The 19,790-nt window shown below is 62.9% G+C and carries 20 protein-coding genes; 6 read left to right on the forward strand and 14 right to left on the reverse strand.

The features are described from left to right. Positions 1–12: 12 nt before the first annotated feature. Complete coding sequence (locus V6V88_RS19630) at positions 13–957, forward strand: LysR family transcriptional regulator (RefSeq protein WP_338616063.1); 945 nt, start codon at positions 13–15, stop codon at positions 955–957. Between the two features lie 673 nt (positions 958–1,630). On the opposite strand, the gene V6V88_RS19635 is transcribed toward V6V88_RS19630, so the two are convergent. The 6 genes from V6V88_RS19635 to V6V88_RS19660 form a co-directional block, all read right to left on the reverse strand. Next, positions 1,631–2,614 (reverse strand): tripartite tricarboxylate transporter substrate binding protein, encoded by a 984-nt coding sequence (locus V6V88_RS19635; protein WP_338616065.1) that lies wholly within the window; start codon positions 2,612–2,614, stop codon positions 1,631–1,633. A gap of 79 nt (positions 2,615–2,693) precedes the next feature. Then, positions 2,694–3,554, reverse strand: a complete 861-nt coding sequence (locus V6V88_RS19640) for an enoyl-CoA hydratase-related protein (RefSeq protein WP_338616067.1) — start codon at positions 3,552–3,554, stop codon at positions 2,694–2,696. A gap of 15 nt (positions 3,555–3,569) precedes the next feature. Further along, complete coding sequence (locus V6V88_RS19645) at positions 3,570–4,787, reverse strand: CoA transferase (protein ID WP_338616068.1); 1,218 nt, start codon at positions 4,785–4,787, stop codon at positions 3,570–3,572. A gap of 148 nt (positions 4,788–4,935) precedes the next feature. Further along, positions 4,936–5,820 (reverse strand): LysR substrate-binding domain-containing protein, encoded by an 885-nt coding sequence (locus tag V6V88_RS19650; protein ID WP_338619662.1) that lies wholly within the window; start codon positions 5,818–5,820, stop codon positions 4,936–4,938. Positions 5,821–6,123: 303 nt separating this feature from the next. Further along, positions 6,124–6,888, reverse strand: a complete 765-nt coding sequence (locus tag V6V88_RS19655; protein WP_223576398.1) for an SDR family oxidoreductase — start codon at positions 6,886–6,888, stop codon at positions 6,124–6,126. A 55-nt stretch (positions 6,889–6,943) separates the two neighbouring features. Next, positions 6,944–8,398 (reverse strand): MFS transporter, encoded by a 1,455-nt coding sequence (locus V6V88_RS19660; protein ID WP_338616070.1) that lies wholly within the window; start codon positions 8,396–8,398, stop codon positions 6,944–6,946. A 147-nt stretch (positions 8,399–8,545) separates the two neighbouring features. Here V6V88_RS19660 and V6V88_RS19665 point away from each other — a divergent pair, with 147 nt between their 5' ends. The 4 genes from V6V88_RS19665 (at position 8,546) to V6V88_RS19680 (ending at position 11,499) form a co-directional block, all read left to right on the forward strand. After that, entirely contained in the window at positions 8,546–9,415 is an 870-nt protein-coding gene (locus V6V88_RS19665) for a LysR family transcriptional regulator (protein ID WP_280001320.1), read from the forward strand. A 161-nt stretch (positions 9,416–9,576) separates the two neighbouring features. After that, complete coding sequence (locus V6V88_RS19670) at positions 9,577–10,164, forward strand: TetR/AcrR family transcriptional regulator (protein WP_226846571.1); 588 nt, start codon at positions 9,577–9,579, stop codon at positions 10,162–10,164. Between the two features lie 144 nt (positions 10,165–10,308). Continuing rightward, on the forward strand, positions 10,309–10,815 hold the full coding sequence (locus tag V6V88_RS19675; protein ID WP_280001318.1) for a hypothetical protein: 507 nt from the start codon (positions 10,309–10,311) through the stop codon (positions 10,813–10,815). A gap of 48 nt (positions 10,816–10,863) precedes the next feature. Continuing rightward, entirely contained in the window at positions 10,864–11,499 is a 636-nt protein-coding gene (locus tag V6V88_RS19680; RefSeq protein ID WP_338616071.1) for a hypothetical protein, read from the forward strand. A gap of 124 nt (positions 11,500–11,623) precedes the next feature. Here V6V88_RS19680 and V6V88_RS19685 read toward each other — a convergent pair whose 3' ends face one another. From V6V88_RS19685 to V6V88_RS19715, 7 genes are all read right to left on the reverse strand, one after another. After that, positions 11,624–12,520 (reverse strand): oxidoreductase, encoded by an 897-nt coding sequence (locus V6V88_RS19685; protein WP_223576400.1) that lies wholly within the window; start codon positions 12,518–12,520, stop codon positions 11,624–11,626. A 141-nt stretch (positions 12,521–12,661) separates the two neighbouring features. Further along, the gene (locus V6V88_RS19690) at positions 12,662–13,387 is read right to left on the reverse strand and encodes an amino acid ABC transporter ATP-binding protein (protein ID WP_056322950.1); all 726 of its coding nucleotides are present in this window, start codon (positions 13,385–13,387) and stop codon (positions 12,662–12,664) included. Then, positions 13,384–14,100, reverse strand: a complete 717-nt coding sequence (locus tag V6V88_RS19695) for an amino acid ABC transporter permease (protein ID WP_056322947.1) — start codon at positions 14,098–14,100, stop codon at positions 13,384–13,386. The genes V6V88_RS19690 and V6V88_RS19695 overlap by 4 nt, the downstream gene beginning before the upstream one ends. Before the next feature lies 1 nt (position 14,101). Beyond that, complete coding sequence (locus tag V6V88_RS19700) at positions 14,102–14,803, reverse strand: amino acid ABC transporter permease (RefSeq protein WP_062842220.1); 702 nt, start codon at positions 14,801–14,803, stop codon at positions 14,102–14,104. Between the two features lie 28 nt (positions 14,804–14,831). After that, positions 14,832–15,659: an ABC transporter substrate-binding protein gene (locus V6V88_RS19705; RefSeq protein WP_056322942.1), complete on the reverse strand. Its 828-nt coding sequence runs from the start codon at positions 15,657–15,659 to the stop codon at positions 14,832–14,834. 48 nt (positions 15,660–15,707) lie between these two features. Then, positions 15,708–16,925 (reverse strand): aminotransferase class I/II-fold pyridoxal phosphate-dependent enzyme, encoded by a 1,218-nt coding sequence (locus tag V6V88_RS19710; protein ID WP_223576401.1) that lies wholly within the window; start codon positions 16,923–16,925, stop codon positions 15,708–15,710. Next, positions 16,922–17,596: an RraA family protein gene (locus tag V6V88_RS19715; protein WP_062842223.1), complete on the reverse strand. Its 675-nt coding sequence runs from the start codon at positions 17,594–17,596 to the stop codon at positions 16,922–16,924. Before V6V88_RS19715 ends, V6V88_RS19710 begins: the two co-directional genes overlap by 4 nt. Before the next feature lie 212 nt (positions 17,597–17,808). Here V6V88_RS19715 and V6V88_RS19720 point away from each other — a divergent pair, with 212 nt between their 5' ends. Next, positions 17,809–18,708, forward strand: coding sequence for a LysR family transcriptional regulator (locus V6V88_RS19720; protein WP_056322933.1), 900 nt, complete (start codon positions 17,809–17,811; stop codon positions 18,706–18,708). 56 nt (positions 18,709–18,764) lie between these two features. Here V6V88_RS19720 and V6V88_RS19725 read toward each other — a convergent pair whose 3' ends face one another. Next, the gene (locus V6V88_RS19725) at positions 18,765–19,748 is read right to left on the reverse strand and encodes a tripartite tricarboxylate transporter substrate binding protein (RefSeq protein WP_223576402.1); all 984 of its coding nucleotides are present in this window, start codon (positions 19,746–19,748) and stop codon (positions 18,765–18,767) included. Positions 19,749–19,790 lie beyond the last annotated feature (42 nt).

A 19,790-nucleotide genomic window follows, 5' to 3' on the forward strand; every position in this document is an offset into this window, starting at 1 on the left:
AATGGACGCACGATGGACAAGCTATACAACATGTCGGTTTTCGCGAAAGTAGTGGAGATGGGCAGTTTCACTGCGGTGGCAAACCATCTTTCGACCACGGTCGGCAACATTTCACGCGCTGTAACGGTATTGGAAGAAGGCCTGAACGCCAGGCTGATTCAGCGCTCCACCCGCCGGCTCGTCGTTACCGATGTGGGGCATCGCTTCTATGACCGGTGCATCGCGATCCTGAGCGACGTTGAGCAAGCGGAAGCCGAAGCGGCGCACGCAACGGTCTCGCCACGCGGCGTATTGCGCGTTCACGCGGTGCCCGGCCTGGGACGAACGCTGGTCGCCCGCGCCGCCCTGGCTTACAGAAAGACCCACCCCGACGTCTCGGTGGACCTTCTTTTATCTCAGCGCATGCCGAACTTGCTGGAAGAGCAGCTTGACGTCGGCATCGTCATCGCGCGCGCCTTGCCGGATTCCACCTACGTCAGCCAGAAGATCGGCGTCAGCCACTGCATCTTGGCGGCGTCCCCTGAATACCTTGAACAGCACCCTGCCGTGGAAACTCCCGAAGACCTTTCCCAACATGCTTGCGTGCTGTTGACCACGGTGGACTATGCCCCCGACGAATGGCATCTGGAAGGCGAGGACGGCATGTTCACGCACCGGCCGACCGGAGGGCACCTTTGCGTGAACGACATGGACGCAATGGCGACCGCGCTGCGCGATGGCGCCGGCATCGGCCTGCTGGCAGGCTTCTCAGCGATCGAAGATCTTCGCCGGGGAACGCTGGTACGTGTATTGCCCAAGCTCTACACGAACCAACGCAACGTGTATGCGTTGTACCCATCGCGTCAGTTCGTCGATGCCAAGATCAAGCTGTTTGTGGACGCGCTGAAGCTTCATGTGGGGGAGCAGCTTGCACACTATGCGGCTGATCTGGGCATCGAGGCTAAGGAGACGACTTGAATCGAGGTTACCCTCGTTTGGTCGATTAGGGCGCTTGGTTACTGAAATCCAATTTGATAGCGGCACAATTCCCTCGCACCTAACCATCGAACCCCTATCAATCTCTCTCGAGAAATGCTTGCCAACGGGACTGCTCTGCCCTGACGAAATCCTCGTAGTATGGTCCGCTTCGAAAATCGGGCCGAACCCCCATCGAGGCGAAAGACCGGTTCAGTTCGTCGGACTGCAGGACTTCCGCGATCGCGCCTGACAGCCGCTCAAGGACGCTGGCCGGCAATGATGGCGGCGCCACCAGGCAGTATCCCCCGTCGGTCGCAAGATCCGGCAAGCCGACCTCGGCCGCAGCCATCCGGGCCAAGACAACCGATTCGTTTGATCGTCCCGTTCGCGCCGGGAGGGCACGCCGACGGGCGCACTGGTCATCGTTCCCGCCATCACTAAGAACGTCAACTACAACGCAGACCGGGATCTTGTCTCCATCGGCCTGGCCATGAACACGCCGCAGGTCGTGGTGGTGGCTACCAAGGTGCCGATCCGATGGGCGGCCCTCCCCAGGATTTCGCCATCTTCATTCGAAATGAAAGCCTGAAATGGGGCAATCTGGCTAAGCAGGCCGGCGTGCGGATGGACTAACAAGGCGGACGCAGACGCGGCAAGGCGTTGGAGTGACCGCTCATTCCGGCTCGATTCCGGCCGCCTTGATGACATTGCCCCATTTTTGAATCTCGGCAGCCTGAAACTGTCTCAACTCGTCGGGGGTCGTTGTCCACGCCTGGGTTGCCGAGTTCCGAAAGAACGCCTGCGCGCCGTCGCTGCCGACCGCCTTGACCAACAGCTGTCTAAGCTTCGCTGCCGTCGGCGCGGGTGTGCCGGCCGGAACGTAAGCGGCGAACCAATAGCCCATGTCATAACCTTTGATGCCGGCCTCGTCCAGGGTGGGCAACTCTGGAAGTTGAGGCAGGCGTTCAAGGGTTGACGCGCCGAGCGGACGCAGTTTGGCAGCTTCGATCTGCGACAAGCCCGTCACGGTGTCAATCACCATCATGTCGATGTGACCCCCCAGCAGATCGTTGAGCGCATTGGGATTGCTGTTGTAGCCGACCCAGACGATATCGGTCCCGGTCAGTTGCTTGAGCATTTCGCCTGCCATGCGGCTGGACGAATTCCCGCTGCCGAAGCTCAGTTTTCCCGGGGCTTGCCGTGCCGCGCGAATCAACTCATCGGCGGTGCGGTACGGAGAATCGGCTTTCACCACCAGAATCTGGCCGCCGCGTCCCAATCCTGTCAGCGGCGTGAAATCCCCCACCGGGTCATAGGGAAGCTTCTTGAATAGGTGCGGATTGGCGGCTTGCGTCGTATTGCTGGTGATTAACACCGTATAGCCGTCGGGGGTAGCTCGGGCAACATGCTGCGCGGCGATCATGCCGCTCGCGCCGGGTCGGTTCTCCACGACGACAGCTTGCCCCGTTTGTTGCGTCAGCGACGCTGACAATGCGCGTGCCAGCAAATCGGTCGCGCTGCCCGCGCCGAAGGGCACGACAAATGTCAGGGGTTTTGCGGGGTATTCGGCCGCTTGCGCCGGTACGGCCCAGGCAAGCCCGAGAGCGGCCGACAACGACGCTGCCACGCGGATGATAAATGCAGTGATGCGGATCATGATTTTTGTCTCCTGTGATTTGTCCGTGCCGGCGTCGAGGACCCGCACGTTGCGTATGCCACCGTCCGCGGTTGCGCTGTCAACGCACGCCAGCGGGTTTCGGCTGGAGATCGCGTCGGGCGCGTTGCGCCAGAAACTCGCGCACGACGGTCTTGTGTTCATCGCCGCAGAGCAAAATCGCTTGCATGGCGGCAGCAGCCTCCAGCGCCATCGGCAAGGTGGATTCGGCGGCATCCAATACCAGGCGCTTGGCCATGCGCAAGGCCTGGGGTGGGTTCGATGCAATGCGGCGGCCCAAGGCGGCGCTTGTCTCGTCCAGCGCTTCCGGCGCCACGACACGGGAAACCATGCCTAATTGCAGCGCGGTCTGGGCATCGATGAACTCGCTGGTCAGCGTTAGCTCCAACGCCTTTGCCCTCCCCACGATGCGCGTCAAGAACCAGGCGCCGCCGATGCCGGATACCAAGCCGAGCCGCAGGAAGCTCTCGGCAAACGTCGCGCGTTCGCTGGCCACACGCAGGTCGCACATGAGCGCCAAGTCGCAGCCGGCGCCGACCGCGGCGCCATTGACCGCGGCAATGGACGGCACCTGCAGTGCTTGCATTGCATGCGTGATTCGATGCAGCGTCGATTTCAGCCGGGCGCGTAGCTCTGTGACCGACCCCTGCATCAAGTCGGATCCTCGAGCCATGTCTTTCACATTGCCGCCCGTGCAGAAGTACTTGCCATTGGCGCGCAGCAATACGCAGTGAACGTCTGGCAGCGTATTGGCCTGCTCCAGTGCCTCGGCAAGGGCCAGAGCCATGCGCACCGACATGACATTGCCTGAGTCCGGGTCATTAAGGCTCAATGTGAGAACGCCGTCGGCGACATCTTGCCGGATCAGCACATCACCCGGGACGCAGGCACTTCCCGAGACGCTGGATTCATTTGTTTTCATCGGTGTCTCCTTGGCTTATGTAGAAAATCGTTCGGGCTTACCCAGCACGCCGCTACTGAACATGGCGTCTATGTCGGCTGTGTCATAGCCGCATTCATTCAGGATTTGGCGGCTGTGCTGGCCCAGCGTTGGCGCAGCCGTGATGGGGTCATGCGCGCTTGCCGCGTGAGCAGGCCCAGGCGCAAAGCCCGGCATGCGCACTTTTCCAGCAATAGGATGGTCAAACCAACTGTCGATTCCGCTAGCGACGTATTCCGGCGAGCGGACGACATCGTCGTAGTTCGCTACCGGCGCACACAGAATGTCCAGTCCGGACAGCCGACTTACCCAGGCTTCGGTGGCACGCTGCCGAAACAACGGCGTCAGTACCCGGCGCAGTTCATCGCGATGCGCGACACGGCACTCATTACTGGCAAAGCGCGGATCATGTTCCAGCTCGCCCGCCCCCAAGGCGGCGCACAGGGCCTGCCAGCGCTGGGGATGGTAGGCAGCCACCATGATCCATCCATCGAGGGTCTGGTAGGCTTCATTGGGTGCGGCGTAGGGAGCGGCGCTGCCAGCCTTGGCGGGTACAGCGTCCGAGGCAAAAAACGATGCGTACCCGATCTGCTGCAGCATCAGCGTCGCGTTGTAGAGGCTGATGTCCAGGTATTCGCCTTTGCCGCTGCGCTGTGCCGCGTTGCACGCCGCCAGAATCGCAATCGTCGCGATATAGGCAGTGACCATGTCGGCGACGGGCGTTGCGACTTTTACCGGCTCTCCGCCCGCGATGCCCAAGGTGCTCATCAAGCCGCTGGCGGCCTGGATGATGCCATCCACACCAGGCCGGCCTCGCAGCGGGCCGGTTTGGCCATAAGCGGAGATCGAGCAGTACACCAATCTGCGGTTGCTGTCGGCCAGCGTGTCGTAGTCCAGCCCAAACGACTGCATGACGCCCGGCCGGTAGTTTTCGACCACCACGTCCGCACGGTTGATCAAGCGACGGGCGACTTCTCGGCCGCCGTCGGACTTCAGATCCAGCGCCATGCCGCGCTTGTTGCGATTCACGCTCAAATAGACGGCGCTTTCTCCCGCGATCCAGGGAGGGCCGATCTGCCGCCCGAGTTCCCCGCCCGGCGGCTCGATTTTGATTACTTCCGCACCCATATCTGCGAGCATCATGGTGCAGACGGGCCCCGCGAGTACGTGCGAGAAATCCACGACTCGCACACCTTGCAAGCTGCGTTTGAACATATCCTGGCTCCTGCGCGACACGGCCTGATAGGTGGTCGTGATCACTTGTCATGCGGGCAGAATAGGCAGGGCCGATCGAGCCGGCAAACGACTTTATCGGCAGGACGCTTTGACTTTTTGTAAAGAGGTCAGTGCAGGCGCGCGCGGTTCAGAGGGCGACGAGGGTGACCAGCCAATCGCGGAATAGACGCAACGCCCTGGATTGGGGCTTGCCCGTAGGCCACGCGAAGTAATACGTGTAATCCTCACGATCCAGAACGCGATCCAGCGGCGCCACCAAAGTCCCGTCTGTCAGCTCTTTCTCGATGAGGGCCTTTTGGGCAATGGCAACGCCATGACCTTCGATGGCGGCCTGGTAGGCAAGCAAGGAGGTTTCGTACTTCATGCCCTGCGCGGGGTTCACGTTGCGCAAACCAGCGGCGCGCAGCCATAGCATCCAATCGTCGGGCCGGGCCATCGAATGCAGCAAGGTTTGCGTCGCCAGTTGTTTCCTTTGCGACAGCCGCAGCGTGGGGGCCACCACAGCAACCAACTCGTTGCGCACAAGCTGCAGGGTGCGCATCCCCGGCCAGCGGCCATCGCCCAGCTGTATGCCTGCGTCGATGTCTTCGCGCTGGAAATCCAGTGGCGCGAACGAGGTCATGACTTGAACGTCGATGTCTTTATGCTTCTGATGAAAACTCGCCAGTCGCGGGATGAGCCATCGTACGGCAAAGGTGGCGGGCGACCTGATGCGCAAGGTATCCCGGCCCACGTTGCTGCCGGAAACCGCCTGCGTGGCTTCGCGCAGGGTTGCGAACAACGGAATCAAGTCCGACAGGTAGCGTGCGCCCGCCGGCGTCAACTCCAGGCGGCCGCGTGTGCGTAAAAGCAGCGGCGTGCCCAGATAACTTTCCAGCGCACGCACCTGCCTGCTGACCGCCGCAGGCGTCACGCACAATTCATCGGCTGCCTTGGAAACGCTAAGCAGGCGTCCAGTGGCTTCGAACGCTCGGGCGGGATTCAGTGGCGGAAGTGGATCGCGGCGGGCCATGGCAGTGAGAGTCTTACGTTGACGCGACGCTACTATAGCGCCGAGCCCACCCTCGCGACCGTAGCCTGAATGCTTGACGCCGCCGAAAGGCACAGAAGCGGTGCCAACCGAGCCGGCGTTCAAGCGCATGATGGCGCCTCGATATCGCCAGACAAGCTGCGCGTCCGGACAACATCGCGTGTGTAGGCCTACACGACTGAGCCTGACCTCGGCATCGCGGCTAAAGTGATGACTCGAACAAGCGTCACCCCCAAAGCGTTATCCGGCCTCGGCGGGCAAGCTCGCTGGTCAAGATCTTCCGTATCACGCGCTTATGCCGCCATCGACGAGGATTCCCGATCCGGTGACATAAGCAGCGCCAGGCCCCGCCAGGAACGCGACGGCTTCGGCGACCTCGCGGGTCTTTCCGTAGCGGGCAATAGACAGACTTGGCAGGATGGAGGCGGCGAGATGACCTTCGGCGGGGTTCATGTCCGTGTCGATGGGGCCAGGACGAACCAGGTTAACGGTGATGTGACGGTGACCCAGCTCACGCGCCAGCCCACGGGTGAAGCTCTCCATCGCCGACTTGGTCGCCGCATAGACCGCGATGCCCGCGAATGGCACAGACAGGCCGGCATTGCTTCCAATCGTGATGATGCGGCCGCCATCGGGAAGGTATTTCAGCGCGGCCTGGGTGGTCATGAATACGCCTCGCACGTTGACGTCCAGTTGCCGGCTTATCTGCTCGAGCGATTGTTCGGAGAATGGGCCTGAGATCAAAACGCCAGCGTTGTTGACAAGGATGTCCAGCCCTCCAAGTTCTTCCGCGGTGCGCGCAACCGCGGCCTTCACGGCATCGGGGCTTGCCGCATCGGCTTGGATGGCGATAGCTTCGCGGCCGAGGGCGCGAATTTCGGCAACCAGCGCCTCGGCCTTCTCAACCGATTTTTCGTACGTGATAGCAACGTCCGCGCCTTCTTCGGCCAGCTTGAGCGCGATGGCCGCGCCGATCCCACGCGCCGCGCCCGTTACAAGCGCGCGTTTATGGGCGAGACGAGGCAAGGGATTTTTCAAGGCATTGTTCATGACGGCGTGTTCTCTTGAAAGCATGCATCCACGATGCAAAAGGAATGTCGAATTCTCATGGTTCTTGGCGTCTCCAACTTAGTGCTGCGGCCAGCGCCAGCGACGCGCCTATCGCCAATGAAGCCACGGCAAACCCACGCTGAACTTCCTGAGCGCTTGCCCCATCCGGGGCGATCGCGATGAACAGGCCACCGAACAAGGCAACACTCACTGCGGCGCTGATCTGCAAGGTGGCGTTTACCAAACCCGAGGCCAGACCGGCCCAGCGTGTTTCCACATGGTCCACGTTCAGGCGCACGAGCGCAGGTAGGGCGATACCTTGCCCTGCGCCAATCAGAAACAAGGGCAACGTCAACCACGACGACGCACCGGCCAACGCCAGCGCTGCGACCATGACCAGACCGAGCACCTCCATGACCATGCCAACGCCGGCGGTTCGTGAGCCCATTCGCCGAGCGATGTGCGGGCTGCAAAATGGGCCAAGGAAAAACCCGACGCCAAGCGGCAGGATGGCCAGGCCGGCTGTCAACGCATCGTGCCCCAGGCCGGCGTGTTCGTACACGGCGAATACCAGGAAGAACGCGGCGAGCGCATAGAAGAGGAACGTTGATGCCAGACTGCGTCGCAACCCGCGCCCGGCAAGAAGCGATGGCAGAACCAGCGGCGTTCTGCCGGCGCTCTCCTCTGCCTTTTCGTGCTGCCAGAAGCGCCATAACAACGGCATGCTCAACGCCAGCGGCACGATGCACCACCACGGCCATCGATGTTGCTGCCCTTCGATCAGTGGCACCACGAGCGCCAGCAAGCCCATCGCCAGCAGCACCGCCCCCCGTACGTCCAAGCGTGGCGAATGTTCGGCGCGACTTTCGCGCAGCAACTTTATTGCGGCCGGAATGGCAACGATGATGATCGGAAGGTTGATCAAGAACACACTGCGCCACCCCAATCCCCAGGGACTGGTGGAAACCAGCACTCCGCCGAGCAATTGGCCGCCCACGGAGGCCAAGCCAAAGGTCGCGCCGTATCGGCTGAGCGCGCGATTCTTCTCACTTGGCGGGAACATGGCGTGGATCGATGCCAACGATTGCGGGGCCATGACCGCTGCAGATATCCCTTGCAACAGCCGGCCGGCGACAAGCACGCCCGGTGACGGCGCCAGGCCGCACAACGCCGACGCGACGCCAAATCCGAGCATGCCAGCGATAAATACCCGCTTGCGGCCATACAGATCACCCAGACGACCGCCCAGGATCAATGTGACGGCGTAGGCAGCGGCATACACCGATATCACCAATTGCGAGACGTCGGAAGAAGCTTGCAGGTCCGTCCTGATCGCAGGTAGCGCCACGTTGACCACGAAGAAGTCCAAAGGTGGCAGCAGTGTGCCGGTCAACAGGACGGCCAAGGCGAGCCAGCGACGGGGGTCAGGAGCTGGTTTCCCAGCGGCGTGTTCGGATGACGCCAGCGCGGCTTCGAGCGCGCCTGCGACGTGCCGGGGTTGAACATTCATAGCTTGAGGCTCCAAATCAGATGTGCCTGAGCGTGGGCGCGAAGTTTTGCCAGGACATTTCATGAAGCGCATGATGCTCTGAACAATATTGTTCTACCACTGACATCGGTGTATATTTTCCGTACATTTTTGTACGGCGGGATGGGCATGGATTGGAACGACGTTCGCATCTTTCTGGCGGTCGCTCGCAGCGGATCCTTGGGCGGCGCGGCCCGTGCACTGAACGTGAGTCATCCGACAGTGGGTCGCCGAATCAAGGTGCTTGAGGAGGAAGCCAAGCAGGCGCTCTTTCGGAGAACAAAGGATGGCTTGGTGCTCACGGATGCCGGTGACACTGTGCGGGCGCTGGCGGAGTCCATGGAGGATTCCGCGCTATCCATGGAAAGGCGTCTGACCGGCAACGACCAGCGTCTTGAAGGCATCCTGCGAATCTCTTCAGCGGATTGGTTCGCCGGCTATGTCCTGGCGCCGGTCCTGGTCGAGTTGACACACCGCCATCCCGCTGTCGTGCCGGAAGTGATTGCCAGCCATCGCTTGCTCGATCTCTCACGGCGGGAGGCCGACGTGGCCTTTCGCATCGTGCCGTTCAGCGAACCGGATATCGTCCAGCGCCGTCTGATGCGCATGTCATACGGGGTGTATGCGTCGGCGGCGACCGCCCAGGCCTTGCAGGACAACCCCGCATCCGTGGGTGTCATTCTGATGAACACCGCACAGTCGCATTTCCCCGATGTGGCTTGGGTGCTGGAAAGGTTTCCGCACTGCCGGCGCGCGTTTACCAGCACGAATCGCTCGGTGCAGGCGCAGATGTGCTTGCGGGGCGTAGGCATCGCCGTACTGCCAAGGCCGCTGGGCGATGCAGTTTCCGGATTGCAGCGCCTGGACACGCCGGATCAACCGCCTACGCGGGATATATGGATTGGCTACCACCAGGACCTGCGCCACATGGATCGCTTGCGGGTAATGCTGGATATCGCCGACGCGATGCTATCGAATTCCATCATTCCCACACCTTGAACGCTTCCTGCGGCCATTGAGCTGGACGCGGAATACCTTCTATCAATGGGCCGGCCAAAGAAATCTTGACACCCTACCGACCAACTAGTAGATTGGTCGACAGTCGTCCAAGGACGCGCCTCTTTCACCCTGCACGCCGTCCTTTTCAAGGTCCCACCCAAATGAGCCTCGAGCTGTCCCCACGTGCCGCCGAAATCGTCGAACAGGCCAAGCAACTGCTTGCCGCCGGGGGTTACCACGGGTTTAGCTATGCCGACATATCCGAACGGGTCCGCATTGGCAAACCCAGTATTCACCACCATTTCCCCAGCAAGGCGGACCTGGTCCTCACCGTCGTTGTCCAGCACCGAAGTCAGTCGCGAGAAGGCTTGGCGGCACTGGACCAGCGGGTTCTTGATCCGCTCGGCCGCTTGACGGCCTACACCGAGTATTGGGCCCAGTGCATCCGCGAGGGCACGATGCCCCTTTGTATCTGCGCGATGCTGGCGGCGGAATTGCCCATGATTCCCACGACGATCGCGGACGAGGTGCGCGCTTATTTCGGTGAGTTGGCCGCCTGGATCGCGGCAGTGCTCGAGAGCGGCGCGGCAAAAGGGCAATTTCAGCTCCGTGACAACGTGCAGGCCGATGCCCAAGCCTTCATGTCCACCGTGTACGGCGCCATGCTGACTGCGCGAGCGTGTGGAGACCCCCAGGCATTCGCGGCCATTTCGCGGGCTGCCCTCCGTCAACTGACCAGCTCCGCCTGACACAACCATGGCGCGCACCCTGGTGTGTGCCCTTTTTTTGCGCCCATAACCGACCAACTAGTTGGTTCATTCGCCCAATGCTGCCACAGCCATGCAGCCTGCCTCGTGATGAACCCTCATCCATAAACCACAAGGACCATTGCCATGCCACACCCCATTTCCGCGCTCGGCGTCACCCACACCCTTATCAGTCTGGCAGCCGCGCTAGCCGGGCTGTACAGCTTTGCACGCTATCGCGAAATCAATGCAGCCACTGGCGCCGGCAAGCTATATCTAGGCGGCTTGGTGGCCGCCGTCCTGACATCTTTTGGGCTGTCCAGCTCCGGCGGGTTCAACGCCGGACACGCGCTCGGCATCCTGGCCCTGCTGTCGGTGTCAGCCGCCCTGCTCATCTCGCGCACGTCATTGCTTTCGCGAGCGCGGCCTTATCTGTCGCAACTGGGGTACTCATTCAGTTTCTTCCTGCTGTGGGTCCCAGGAATCGCGGAAACGTTGACGCGACTTCCCGTGTCCCATCCGCTTGCCGACGGGCCGCAATCTCACTTGGTTCGCAGTGTGCTGGCGGGATGGCTGGCTGTATTTGTCGTGGGGGCCGTGTCCCAGTTGATCTGGATTCGATCGCAGCGGCGCGTCCTCGGACAGCGCTCGTAGCCGTCCCAACCACCAATGCACTTTAAGACGCCTGAACCAGGAGCTCTCTTGCGCTTAGCTGCCCTAAACCCGCTGGCGCCGGCCCGCGCCGACGACGCCAGCGATCCTTACCGTGTTGAGCGCCTGCGCGCCCAGACGCACACAGAGCGTGCGGCGCGACCACAGGCGACGCGGTTCATACCGCTACCGGCCGTGCGTAACGCTGCATCGGAGGCTATAGCCTCACCCCCCAAGCTGCCCATCGAACCCGTTACCAAGACTCGCTCTGCCATCAATCCGCTGGGCGAGGCGTACACGGCGCATTGCCTGAAACTCGCCATCGAGGCCTATCACGCGCAGCAGGCCAGGCAAGTGGCGCATGCGCAGGCGGCAAACCTGGCCGCCCAAGAAGAAATGTCCAAACAGCAGGCGCGCACGAACGCGGCCAATGACCTCGGCACGATACAGGGCCTCTTGCCTCAGCAAGCGTACCGGTACGCGGCGGGCGTCCCGCCGGTCGTTGCAGAGCAGATGAGCGCAGCCGCATTCGTTGCGCCGGACAGGGTCGGCCCCGTCGCCGCAGCCGCGAAAGCGCGTAGCAGCACGGATGAAGCGCATGGCCGTGAACTCGACCGAACCGCGAAAGCCGCGCGCCGTACACCTGAATCGCGCTTCCTTTTTCCCGCTCGCAGCAGCGCAAACTGACGGCATGAACACCGTGACGAGTGGCGTGGTGTGGGAATGCGCTGGTCTACAGCGTCTTCGGACAATCGCGGACGTGTCAGACCGCGTTGATGGTTGGCGCGGACTCTGGCCGCCCAGGCCGCGTTCAACCCGGCCCGTCGCTCGCCGCAGCCAGCAAGGGCACGATGATGTCGCTGATCGGCGTGGATAGGCCATGGGCCTGTGCACGACGCGAGATCACGCCGTTTCGTATCTCCCATTCCAGTTGGCGGCCGGCTTCGCGGTCCGTCAGGATGGACGTGCTCAGGTCGGGGGAAGCGGCTTGAAACCTGGCGAGGATTTCCTGCGGGACCTCGTCTCCAAGTTTTGCGCCTTCCGCGCGCGCGACAGACAGGCACTCTTGCAAATACGCCAAGGAGAGCTTGGCGATGTCCGGCCGGGCAAACATGCCAGCGCGGCGATGCGTGAGGGCCATGAGGCCAGCGACTGCGTTTTGCAGCAGCTTGCGCCAAGCCACAGACTGGAAATCGTCGCTGATATCCACTGCGCACTGAGTCCCCTGCAGCGCCTCGGCAACCACGCGAGCTACCGGCACGTCGGGCAGGCTCAGGCGCGCATCCCCGCGCAAACGCACCGAGCCGTCGGCTTGCGCCTGAGCGGGGAACCACACCACAGCGGGGATGATCCGCGCGGGCGGCGCATGCGTTGCAACCGCTTCCAATTGCTCGACGCCATTCTGCAACACGCAGACCACGGTATCTGGCCGGCACAATGCCGCGAGCCATTCCGACGCAGCCTCGGTCTGCGTCGCCTTGACCGCGAGGAAAACGAGGTCCATCTTGCGGCCGGCCTGACCCGGGTCCGTCAGTACAGGGCCGGGAACGTCGACGCGGCGATCGCCATCCAGGAGCGTCAGCCGGTCTCGGGGCGTGCGGCCGCACAAGAGCGGTGTGCGGCCGGCCTGATGCAGCGCGGCGGCAACCGTTGTGCCGATGGCGCCTGGACCAACGATGGCGATTGCGGTGTCTGTTGCGGGTGTCATGGCATGGCCTCCTTAATGGCTTGCAAACGACACCTTAAAGCGAAAACGTTGTCTGCCGCCTGAAGGCAAGCGTGCTTGCCAAGGCTGCTGGCGTCCCGTTCCAGCGTGATGTGGCGGGTCTGCCGTTGACTTGGCGCAGCTTCAATGCCGGATTTCCGCCAGGAATTTCTGCGCCCGGGCCGTTTGCGGCCGGTTGAAGAACGCGTCCGGGGTGCCGGTTTCGACGATCCTGCCGGCGTCCATGAACCAGACGCGATCGGCCACTTCCCGCGCGAAGCCCATCTCGTGCGTCACGCAGACCATCGTCATGCCGTCCTTTGCCAAGCCCTTCATCACCTGCAGCACTTCGCCCACCATTTCCGGGTCCAGCGCGCTGGTGGGCTCGTCAAACAGCATGACGGGCGGGCTCATGGCCAGGGCGCGCGCAATGGCGACACGCTGCTGCTGGCCGCCGGACAATTGCGCGGGGAAGGCATCGGCCTTGTGCGCAAGACCCACGCGTTCCAGCAGTTGCATCGCGCGCTCGCGCGCTTCGGGGCGGCGGGCGCGCTTCAGTTGCAGCGGCGCCAGCATCAGGTTTTCCATCACGGACAGATGCGGGAAGAGATTGAACTGCTGGAACACAAAGCCGATATGGCTGCGCAATGCGTCCAGGTGCACGTCCTTGCCGTAGATGTCTTTGCCGTCGACTTCGATGACCCCTTTCTGGATGGGCTCCAGCCGATTGACGGTGCGGATCAGCGTGGACTTGCCGGACCCGGAGGGTCCGCACACCACGACGACCTCGCCCCGGGCGACCTGCGCGGTCACGTCGGCCAGCGCCTGATAATCGCCATACCACTTCTGCACTTCGGAAAATCGGATCATGTGGGCACCACTTTCTGGGTAGGCGCAGGTCCGGCGCGCCGGCGGCCGATGCGGCGTTCGGTCAGGTGCACCAAAAGACTCAGGCCAAAATTCAGGACGAAATAAGTCAGCGCAAGCAGCCCGAAGACTTCAAAGGGCTTGGTCAGCAGGACGCTGTTGATCTGGTTGGCGGCGTAGGTCAGCTCTTGCACGCTGATCACGTAGGCCAACGAGGTCTCCTTTACCGTGGACACGAACTGGCTCAGCATGCTGGGCAGCATGTTGTAGAGCGCCTGCGGCAGGATGACCCGGCGCATCGTCTGCATGTAGGACAGGCCCAGCGCGCGGCTGGCTTCCTGCTGGCCGGGCGGCAGCGCCTGGATGCCGGCGCGGATGATCTCGGCCAGATAGGCGCTTTCGTAGCAGACCAGCGCGACCACCATGGTGGTCGTGCCCGCCACGGGACGGCCGATGATCAGGGGCACGAAAAAATACGCCCAGAAGATGAACATCAGCAGCGGCAGGCCGCGCACCAGGTAGACCACGGCCGACGAGGGCCAATAAAAGATGCGATAGGGGCTGATGCGGCCCAGCGCCAGCAGCACCCCGCACGGCAGCGCCAAGGCAAGACTGATCGCGGCCAGGCCCAGCGTGGCCACCAGCCCGCCGATGGGTCCATGCGGATACTGCCCGATCAGAAGCAGCAGCCAATTGTCTTTGAGTATGTCCCACATGTCAGCGGACTCCCAGCGGACGATAGCGTCGTTGCAGCATTGCGCCCCCGCCCATGATGACGAACGAGAGCAAGAGGTAGATCACCGTCACGACCGCGTAGGCCTCGAACGTGCGGAACGTGTTGTTCTCGATCTCGCGCGCGGCCGCCGTCAGCTCGGTGACACCGATGGCCATCGCCAGGCTGGTGTTCTTGAGCAGCAGCAGGGTCTGATTCAAGAGTGGCGGAATGGCGATGCGAAAAGCCTGAGGCAGCACGACTTTGCGCATGGTCTTCAGAAAGCTCAGGCCCAGCGCGCGCGCGGCCTCGACCTGGCCGGGCGGAATGCCGCGCACCGCACTGCGCAGGTCTTCGCAGACATACGCGGACATCACCAGCCCGATCGCGATGCACGACAGGATGAATTCGCTGCCGTGGCTGTTGAGCCAGTCCGTGACGGGGGCCGGCAGCAAGGCCGGCACACCGAAATACCAGAACAGGATGTGCACCAGCATGGGCACGTTGCGGTGGAAGGCGACGTACGTCGCGATCAACCCATTGGCAATGGGCGAGCCCGTCAGGCGGATCACCGCCAACAGGCTGCCCACAAAGAACGCCAGGATCCAGGCAAGCCCGGCCAGCGCCAGGGTGGTGATCAACCCCCTGAGCAGCCAGTCCGGATACTCGCCCTGGAAAATGGCGCCAAAGTCGAAGATGTAGTGCATCGAACCAGGCTCCAGGACGCTTGGCGCGTCAACCCTTGATTTCTTCGATGCGGAAGTCGCGCTTGATGTTGAACTGCGTGCCGGGGCCGAACCACTTGTCGAAGGTCTTGGCGGCCTGCCCGGACGCCTCCATGCCATCCAGCACCTTGTTCACCTGGTTCAGCATCGCCGTGTCGCCCTTGCGCACACCGACGCCCCACGGTTCGATGAACAGCGCCGGCTCCAGGATCTTGACGGGCACCGCGCTGGAGGCGGCCTGGTGTTGCAGCTTGACCAGCATCAGTTCGGACCCGACGAAGCCGCTCACCTTGCCCTGCTGCAGCGCCAGGAACGCGCCGCTGGGATCCTTGAACGTCACGGGATCGACGTTCGGGATGTTCTTGCGCGCGCCTTGCTCCGACGACGATCCGCGCACCGCGCTGACCCGCTTGCCCGCCAGATCGGCCGGCGCCTTCAGGTCCTTGTCCGACTCGCGCGACAGGATCTTCTGGGGGCTCACGAAGTGCTGGTGCGAGTAATCGATCTGCTTGGCGCGTTCGGGCGACCACCCCAGATTCGCAGCCACGACGTCCACACGCCCAGCAATCAGCTCGGGGATGCGGGCCTCGACGGCGATCAGCTTGAGCTCCAGCGGCACGCCCAGGCTGTCAGCCAGCGCCTGGCAGACATCCACTTCGTAGCCGACGATGCCGCGCGTCTTGGGATCCTGGAAGCTGAACGGCTCGGCCGTGCCCATGGTGCCGCAGATGAATTTGCCGCGGGCCTTGATGTCCTGCAGCGTGTCGGCATTGGCGGCGGGCGCCAGCGTGGCCGCCAGGCCGACGATGGCAACGAAGGAGGAGATGAACGTCTTCATGGGATTCCCTTGATGTGTAGGTATGGGTGCTGCTTAAAAAAACCGGTTTCAGGCCAGCCGGGCGCAGGCTTCGCGGATGCGGCGGCAGCCTTCTTCGATGTTTTCCATCGACGTCGCGAAACTGAGCCGCAGGTAAGGCGACAGTCCATAGGCCGCGCCGTCCAGGCCCGCGACACCGGCCTCGTCCAGCAGAAACATCACGACGTCCAGGTCGCTTTCCAGCTTGCGGCCGTTGGGCGTCGTCTTGCCGAGCAGGCCTTCAACCGACGGATATACGTAGAACGCGCCTTGGGGAACCGGGCAACGGATGCCGGGCACCTCGTTGAGCAGCGCGACGATGCGGTCGCGCCGGTCGTGGAACAGGGCCGCGGCATCGCGCACGCATTGCTGGTCAGCCGTCAGCGCGACACGCGCGGCCGATTGGCTGATGGCGCTGACGCAGCTGGTGCTTTGCGAAATCAGGGTGGCCATGGCCTTGATCAACGCCTTCGGGCCGCCTGCGTACCCCAGGCGCCAGCCCGTCATTGCGTAGGCTTTGGAGACGCCGTTGATCGTCAACGTGCGCGCAGCCAACGCCGGCTCGACGGCCGCGGGCGACGCGTGGCCCTCGCCGCCATAGGCCAGGTGTTCGTAGATTTCGTCGGTCAGGAGCCAGACATCCGGATGACGCGCCAGCACCTGCGCCAACGCGCGCAGCTCGCCGGCGCCGTACATCGCGCCGGTCGGATTGCTGGGCGTGTTCAACAGCAGCCACTTGGTGCGCGGCGTGATGGCGCGCTCGAGCGCGTCGGGGGTCAGCTTGAATCCGTCGGACTCCGGGCAGGCCACCACGACCGGCGTGCCGTCGTTGACCAGGACCATGTCGGGATAGGACACCCAGTACGGCGCCGGAATGATGACTTCGTCACCGGCCTGCACGGTGGCGGCCAGCGCGGTGAAGATCAATTGCTTGGCGCCCACGCCGACGATCAGTTCGTCCAGGCCGTAGTCCAGACCGTTTTCGTGGCGGAACTTGGCGCGCACCGCTTCAAGCAGCGGCTTGGCGCCGACCGACGCGGTGTAGCGGATGTCGCCGCTGTTCAGCGCGTCGATGCCGGCCTGCACGATGTGGGCAGGTGTGGGCAGATCCGGCTCACCCACCGTGAAATCGATGATGTCGCGGCCCTGAGCGCGCAGTTGATCCACGCGGCTCTTGGCCATCATGCTGGGCGAAGGCTTGATGGCGCGCGCGCGTTGGGCCAGGAATTCGGGGGTGACGGCGTTCATGCCAGCCCCTTTGCCGCAAACGCGGCCTGCATCCAGCTCTGCGTTTTCTCGCCGGTGGCGATTTCGGCCATGATGCGCGCTTCCTTGTCGGCGTGCGCATGGGCCGCGGCAATCAGCGCGTCGGCGTCCGACGCGGCAAAGCTGACCAGCCCATCTTCGTCGCCCACCAGGATATCGCCGGGATTGATGACCTGACCGCCGATCGACACGGGGACATTGACTTCGCCGGGACCGTCTTTGTAAGGCCCGCGGTGGATGTGGCCGCGCGCGTAGCAAGGGAAGCTGTCGGCTTCGAACGCTGCCACGTCGCGGATGGCGCCGTCGACGACCACGCCCGCGCAGCCGTGGATCTGCAGATAGCGCTTCATGATTTCGCCGAGCACGGCGTTGGACATATCGCCGCCGGCGTCCACCACCAGCACGTGACCCGGCTGGATCTGCAGCATGGCCTTGTAGATCATGAGGTTGTCGCCGGGGCGGGTCTTGACGGTCAGCGCCGTGCCCACGAGCTTGCCCGCGCGGTTGTAGCGCCGCAGGCCGGTGATGCCCTCGCGCCGCGCAAGGTTGTCGCTCAGATGCGGCGTGACGATGCCTGCAAGCGCTTGCAGGATGGCGGCGGGCGCGACGGGAGATGCCGGCAGTATGCGTGCGCCGGTGGAAATGGTAGCCATGACGATCTGCTTGTCCTGAATCGAAGGCCGCTCGTTCTCCGGCTTTTTGAAGCGGATCCGGTCGGCAGGAATTAAGTCAGAGCGAATGGTGCGAGCTTTTGCGATTCCGAAAAAGGGATTAAATTTCAGCGAACTTCATCACTTTTCAGAATATAGGGGTTACCCCTTAAGGGAAAATTCGGAATGAACTCTGCCGACTTCAAGGGCGCCGCATGCTGACTTTCAAGCAAATCGAGGCGCTCTATTGGACGGTGCGGCTAGGCACGTTTTCCGCGTCGGCGCAGAAGCTGCACACCACGCAATCGGCAATCACCAAGCGCATCCAGGAGCTGGAAGCCGATTTCGACATCGCGCTCTTTGACCGGTCGGGCCACCGCGCCGAACTGACGGCGCGCGGTCATGAAATCTACGCGCTGGCCGAACAGATGCTGGGGCACCGCGACCGCCTGCTGGCGCGCCTGAAAGGCCAGCACACCCTGACGGGCACCTTCCGCTTCGGCATCACGGAGATCACCGCGATGACCTGGCTTCCCGCGCTCATCCGCCTGCTGCGCGTCCACTATCCGCGCATCACGCTGGAGCCCCATATCGATCTGGGCGGTGACCTGCACAAGCGGCTGCTGGCCGGTCAACTGGACATGGCCTTTCTGCATGGCGAATTCGCCGAGCCGAACCTTCAGGTCGTGGCGTTGCAGCGCCTGGAATTTGCGTGGATGGGCAGTCCCGACCTGATCGACACGAGCCACGTCTACACCCCGGCCGACATCGCCCGCCTTCCGCTGCTGCGCCAGAGCCGCGAGTCCGGCCTGAACATGATCTATGACGAGTGGCTGCGCCCCCACACGGCGCAAAGCAACATCTTCACCATCAACAGCCTGATCGCGATGGCAGGGTTGACCGCCGCGGGCTTTGGCGTGAGCTGCCTGCCGCGCGACTACTTTGCCGAGATGGTCAGCACGCGGCAACTGGTCATTGCGCGCACCAGCGTGGCGCCGCCGCAATCGGTGTACAGCGCGATGTTCCGCCGGGACGCGGACGTGGCGTTTTGCGAGAGCGTGGCCGAACTGGCGGAAAGTTGCTGCGAATTTTCCGTGGGGTGGCGTTTACGTTGAAGTGCGCGCGACGAAGAGGCTGCTCGCCTGCCCCTCCACCCGCCGCAACGGTCCCGTCAATCGACCTTCGCGCCCGATTGGCGCACGAGTTCGGCGGCGACCGGCATCTGCGCTTTCACGAACGCCCAGAACTCATCGGGGGTATTCGGTTTTCCCGGAAACGCGCCCTGCTCGACAAACTGCTTCTGCATCTCGGGCTTGGCGATCGCCTTGTTCAACGCGGAATTCAATGTTTCCAGCACCGGTTTGGGAGTGCCCGCCGGGGCGACGAGCCCATACCAGTTGTCCGTGTAGAGCTTTGTGCCCTCTTCTTCAAAGGTCGGCACATCCGGCATGGCCGGATGGCGTTCTTTGGCAGCCACGGCCACCGCACGCAGTTTGCCGCTTCGAACGTAGGGCACAGGTCCCGTCGTGATGGCGAAATCCATGCGGCCAGCCATCAGGTCGACCAGCATCGGGCCCGACCCTTTGAACGGAATATGCGTGATATCGACGCCGGTGAGCTTGATGAACTGGGCCGCGGCCAGGTGCTGGGAAGAACCCGATCCGCCGGAGCCATAGTTCAGCTTGCCCGGCTGCGCCTTGGCCGCCGCGATGATGTCCGGGACCGACTTGAACGGCGAGTCATTCGGGACGAGCAGTGTGCCTGGCGACGTGTTGATCTTGCCGATAGGCGCGAAATCCTCGATCGGCCGGTAAGGCAGCTTGGAGAACAGCGCGGAATTGAAGCCGTGGGACGCGGAGGTGGCGAGCATGATCGTGTAACCGTCGGGCTTGGCCTCGGCCACGAGCTTGGACCCAATGTTGCTGCCAGCGCCGGGACGATTGTCGACGATGACGGGTTGCTTCAATATCACCGCCATCTCCGCCGCGACAAGCCTTGCCAGCACGTCCGCAGATCCGCCCGCGGCCCAGCCCACGATCAGGGTGATTGGCCGCTCTGGAAACGCGCCCTGCGCGAAAACGGGAACATGCGCACCCGCCAGACTCGCAAGGGCGAGGCAGAGCAGGCGGCGCCGCGTGGTTGCCGAGGTATTCATGGTGTGTCTCCTGGTGTTCTTTTTTGGGTTGTACGAATCGTG

Origin of the sequence: Achromobacter sp. E1, assembly GCF_037039475.1 — a bacterium.
GTDB lineage: Bacteria > Pseudomonadota > Gammaproteobacteria > Burkholderiales > Burkholderiaceae_B > Achromobacter > Achromobacter mucicolens.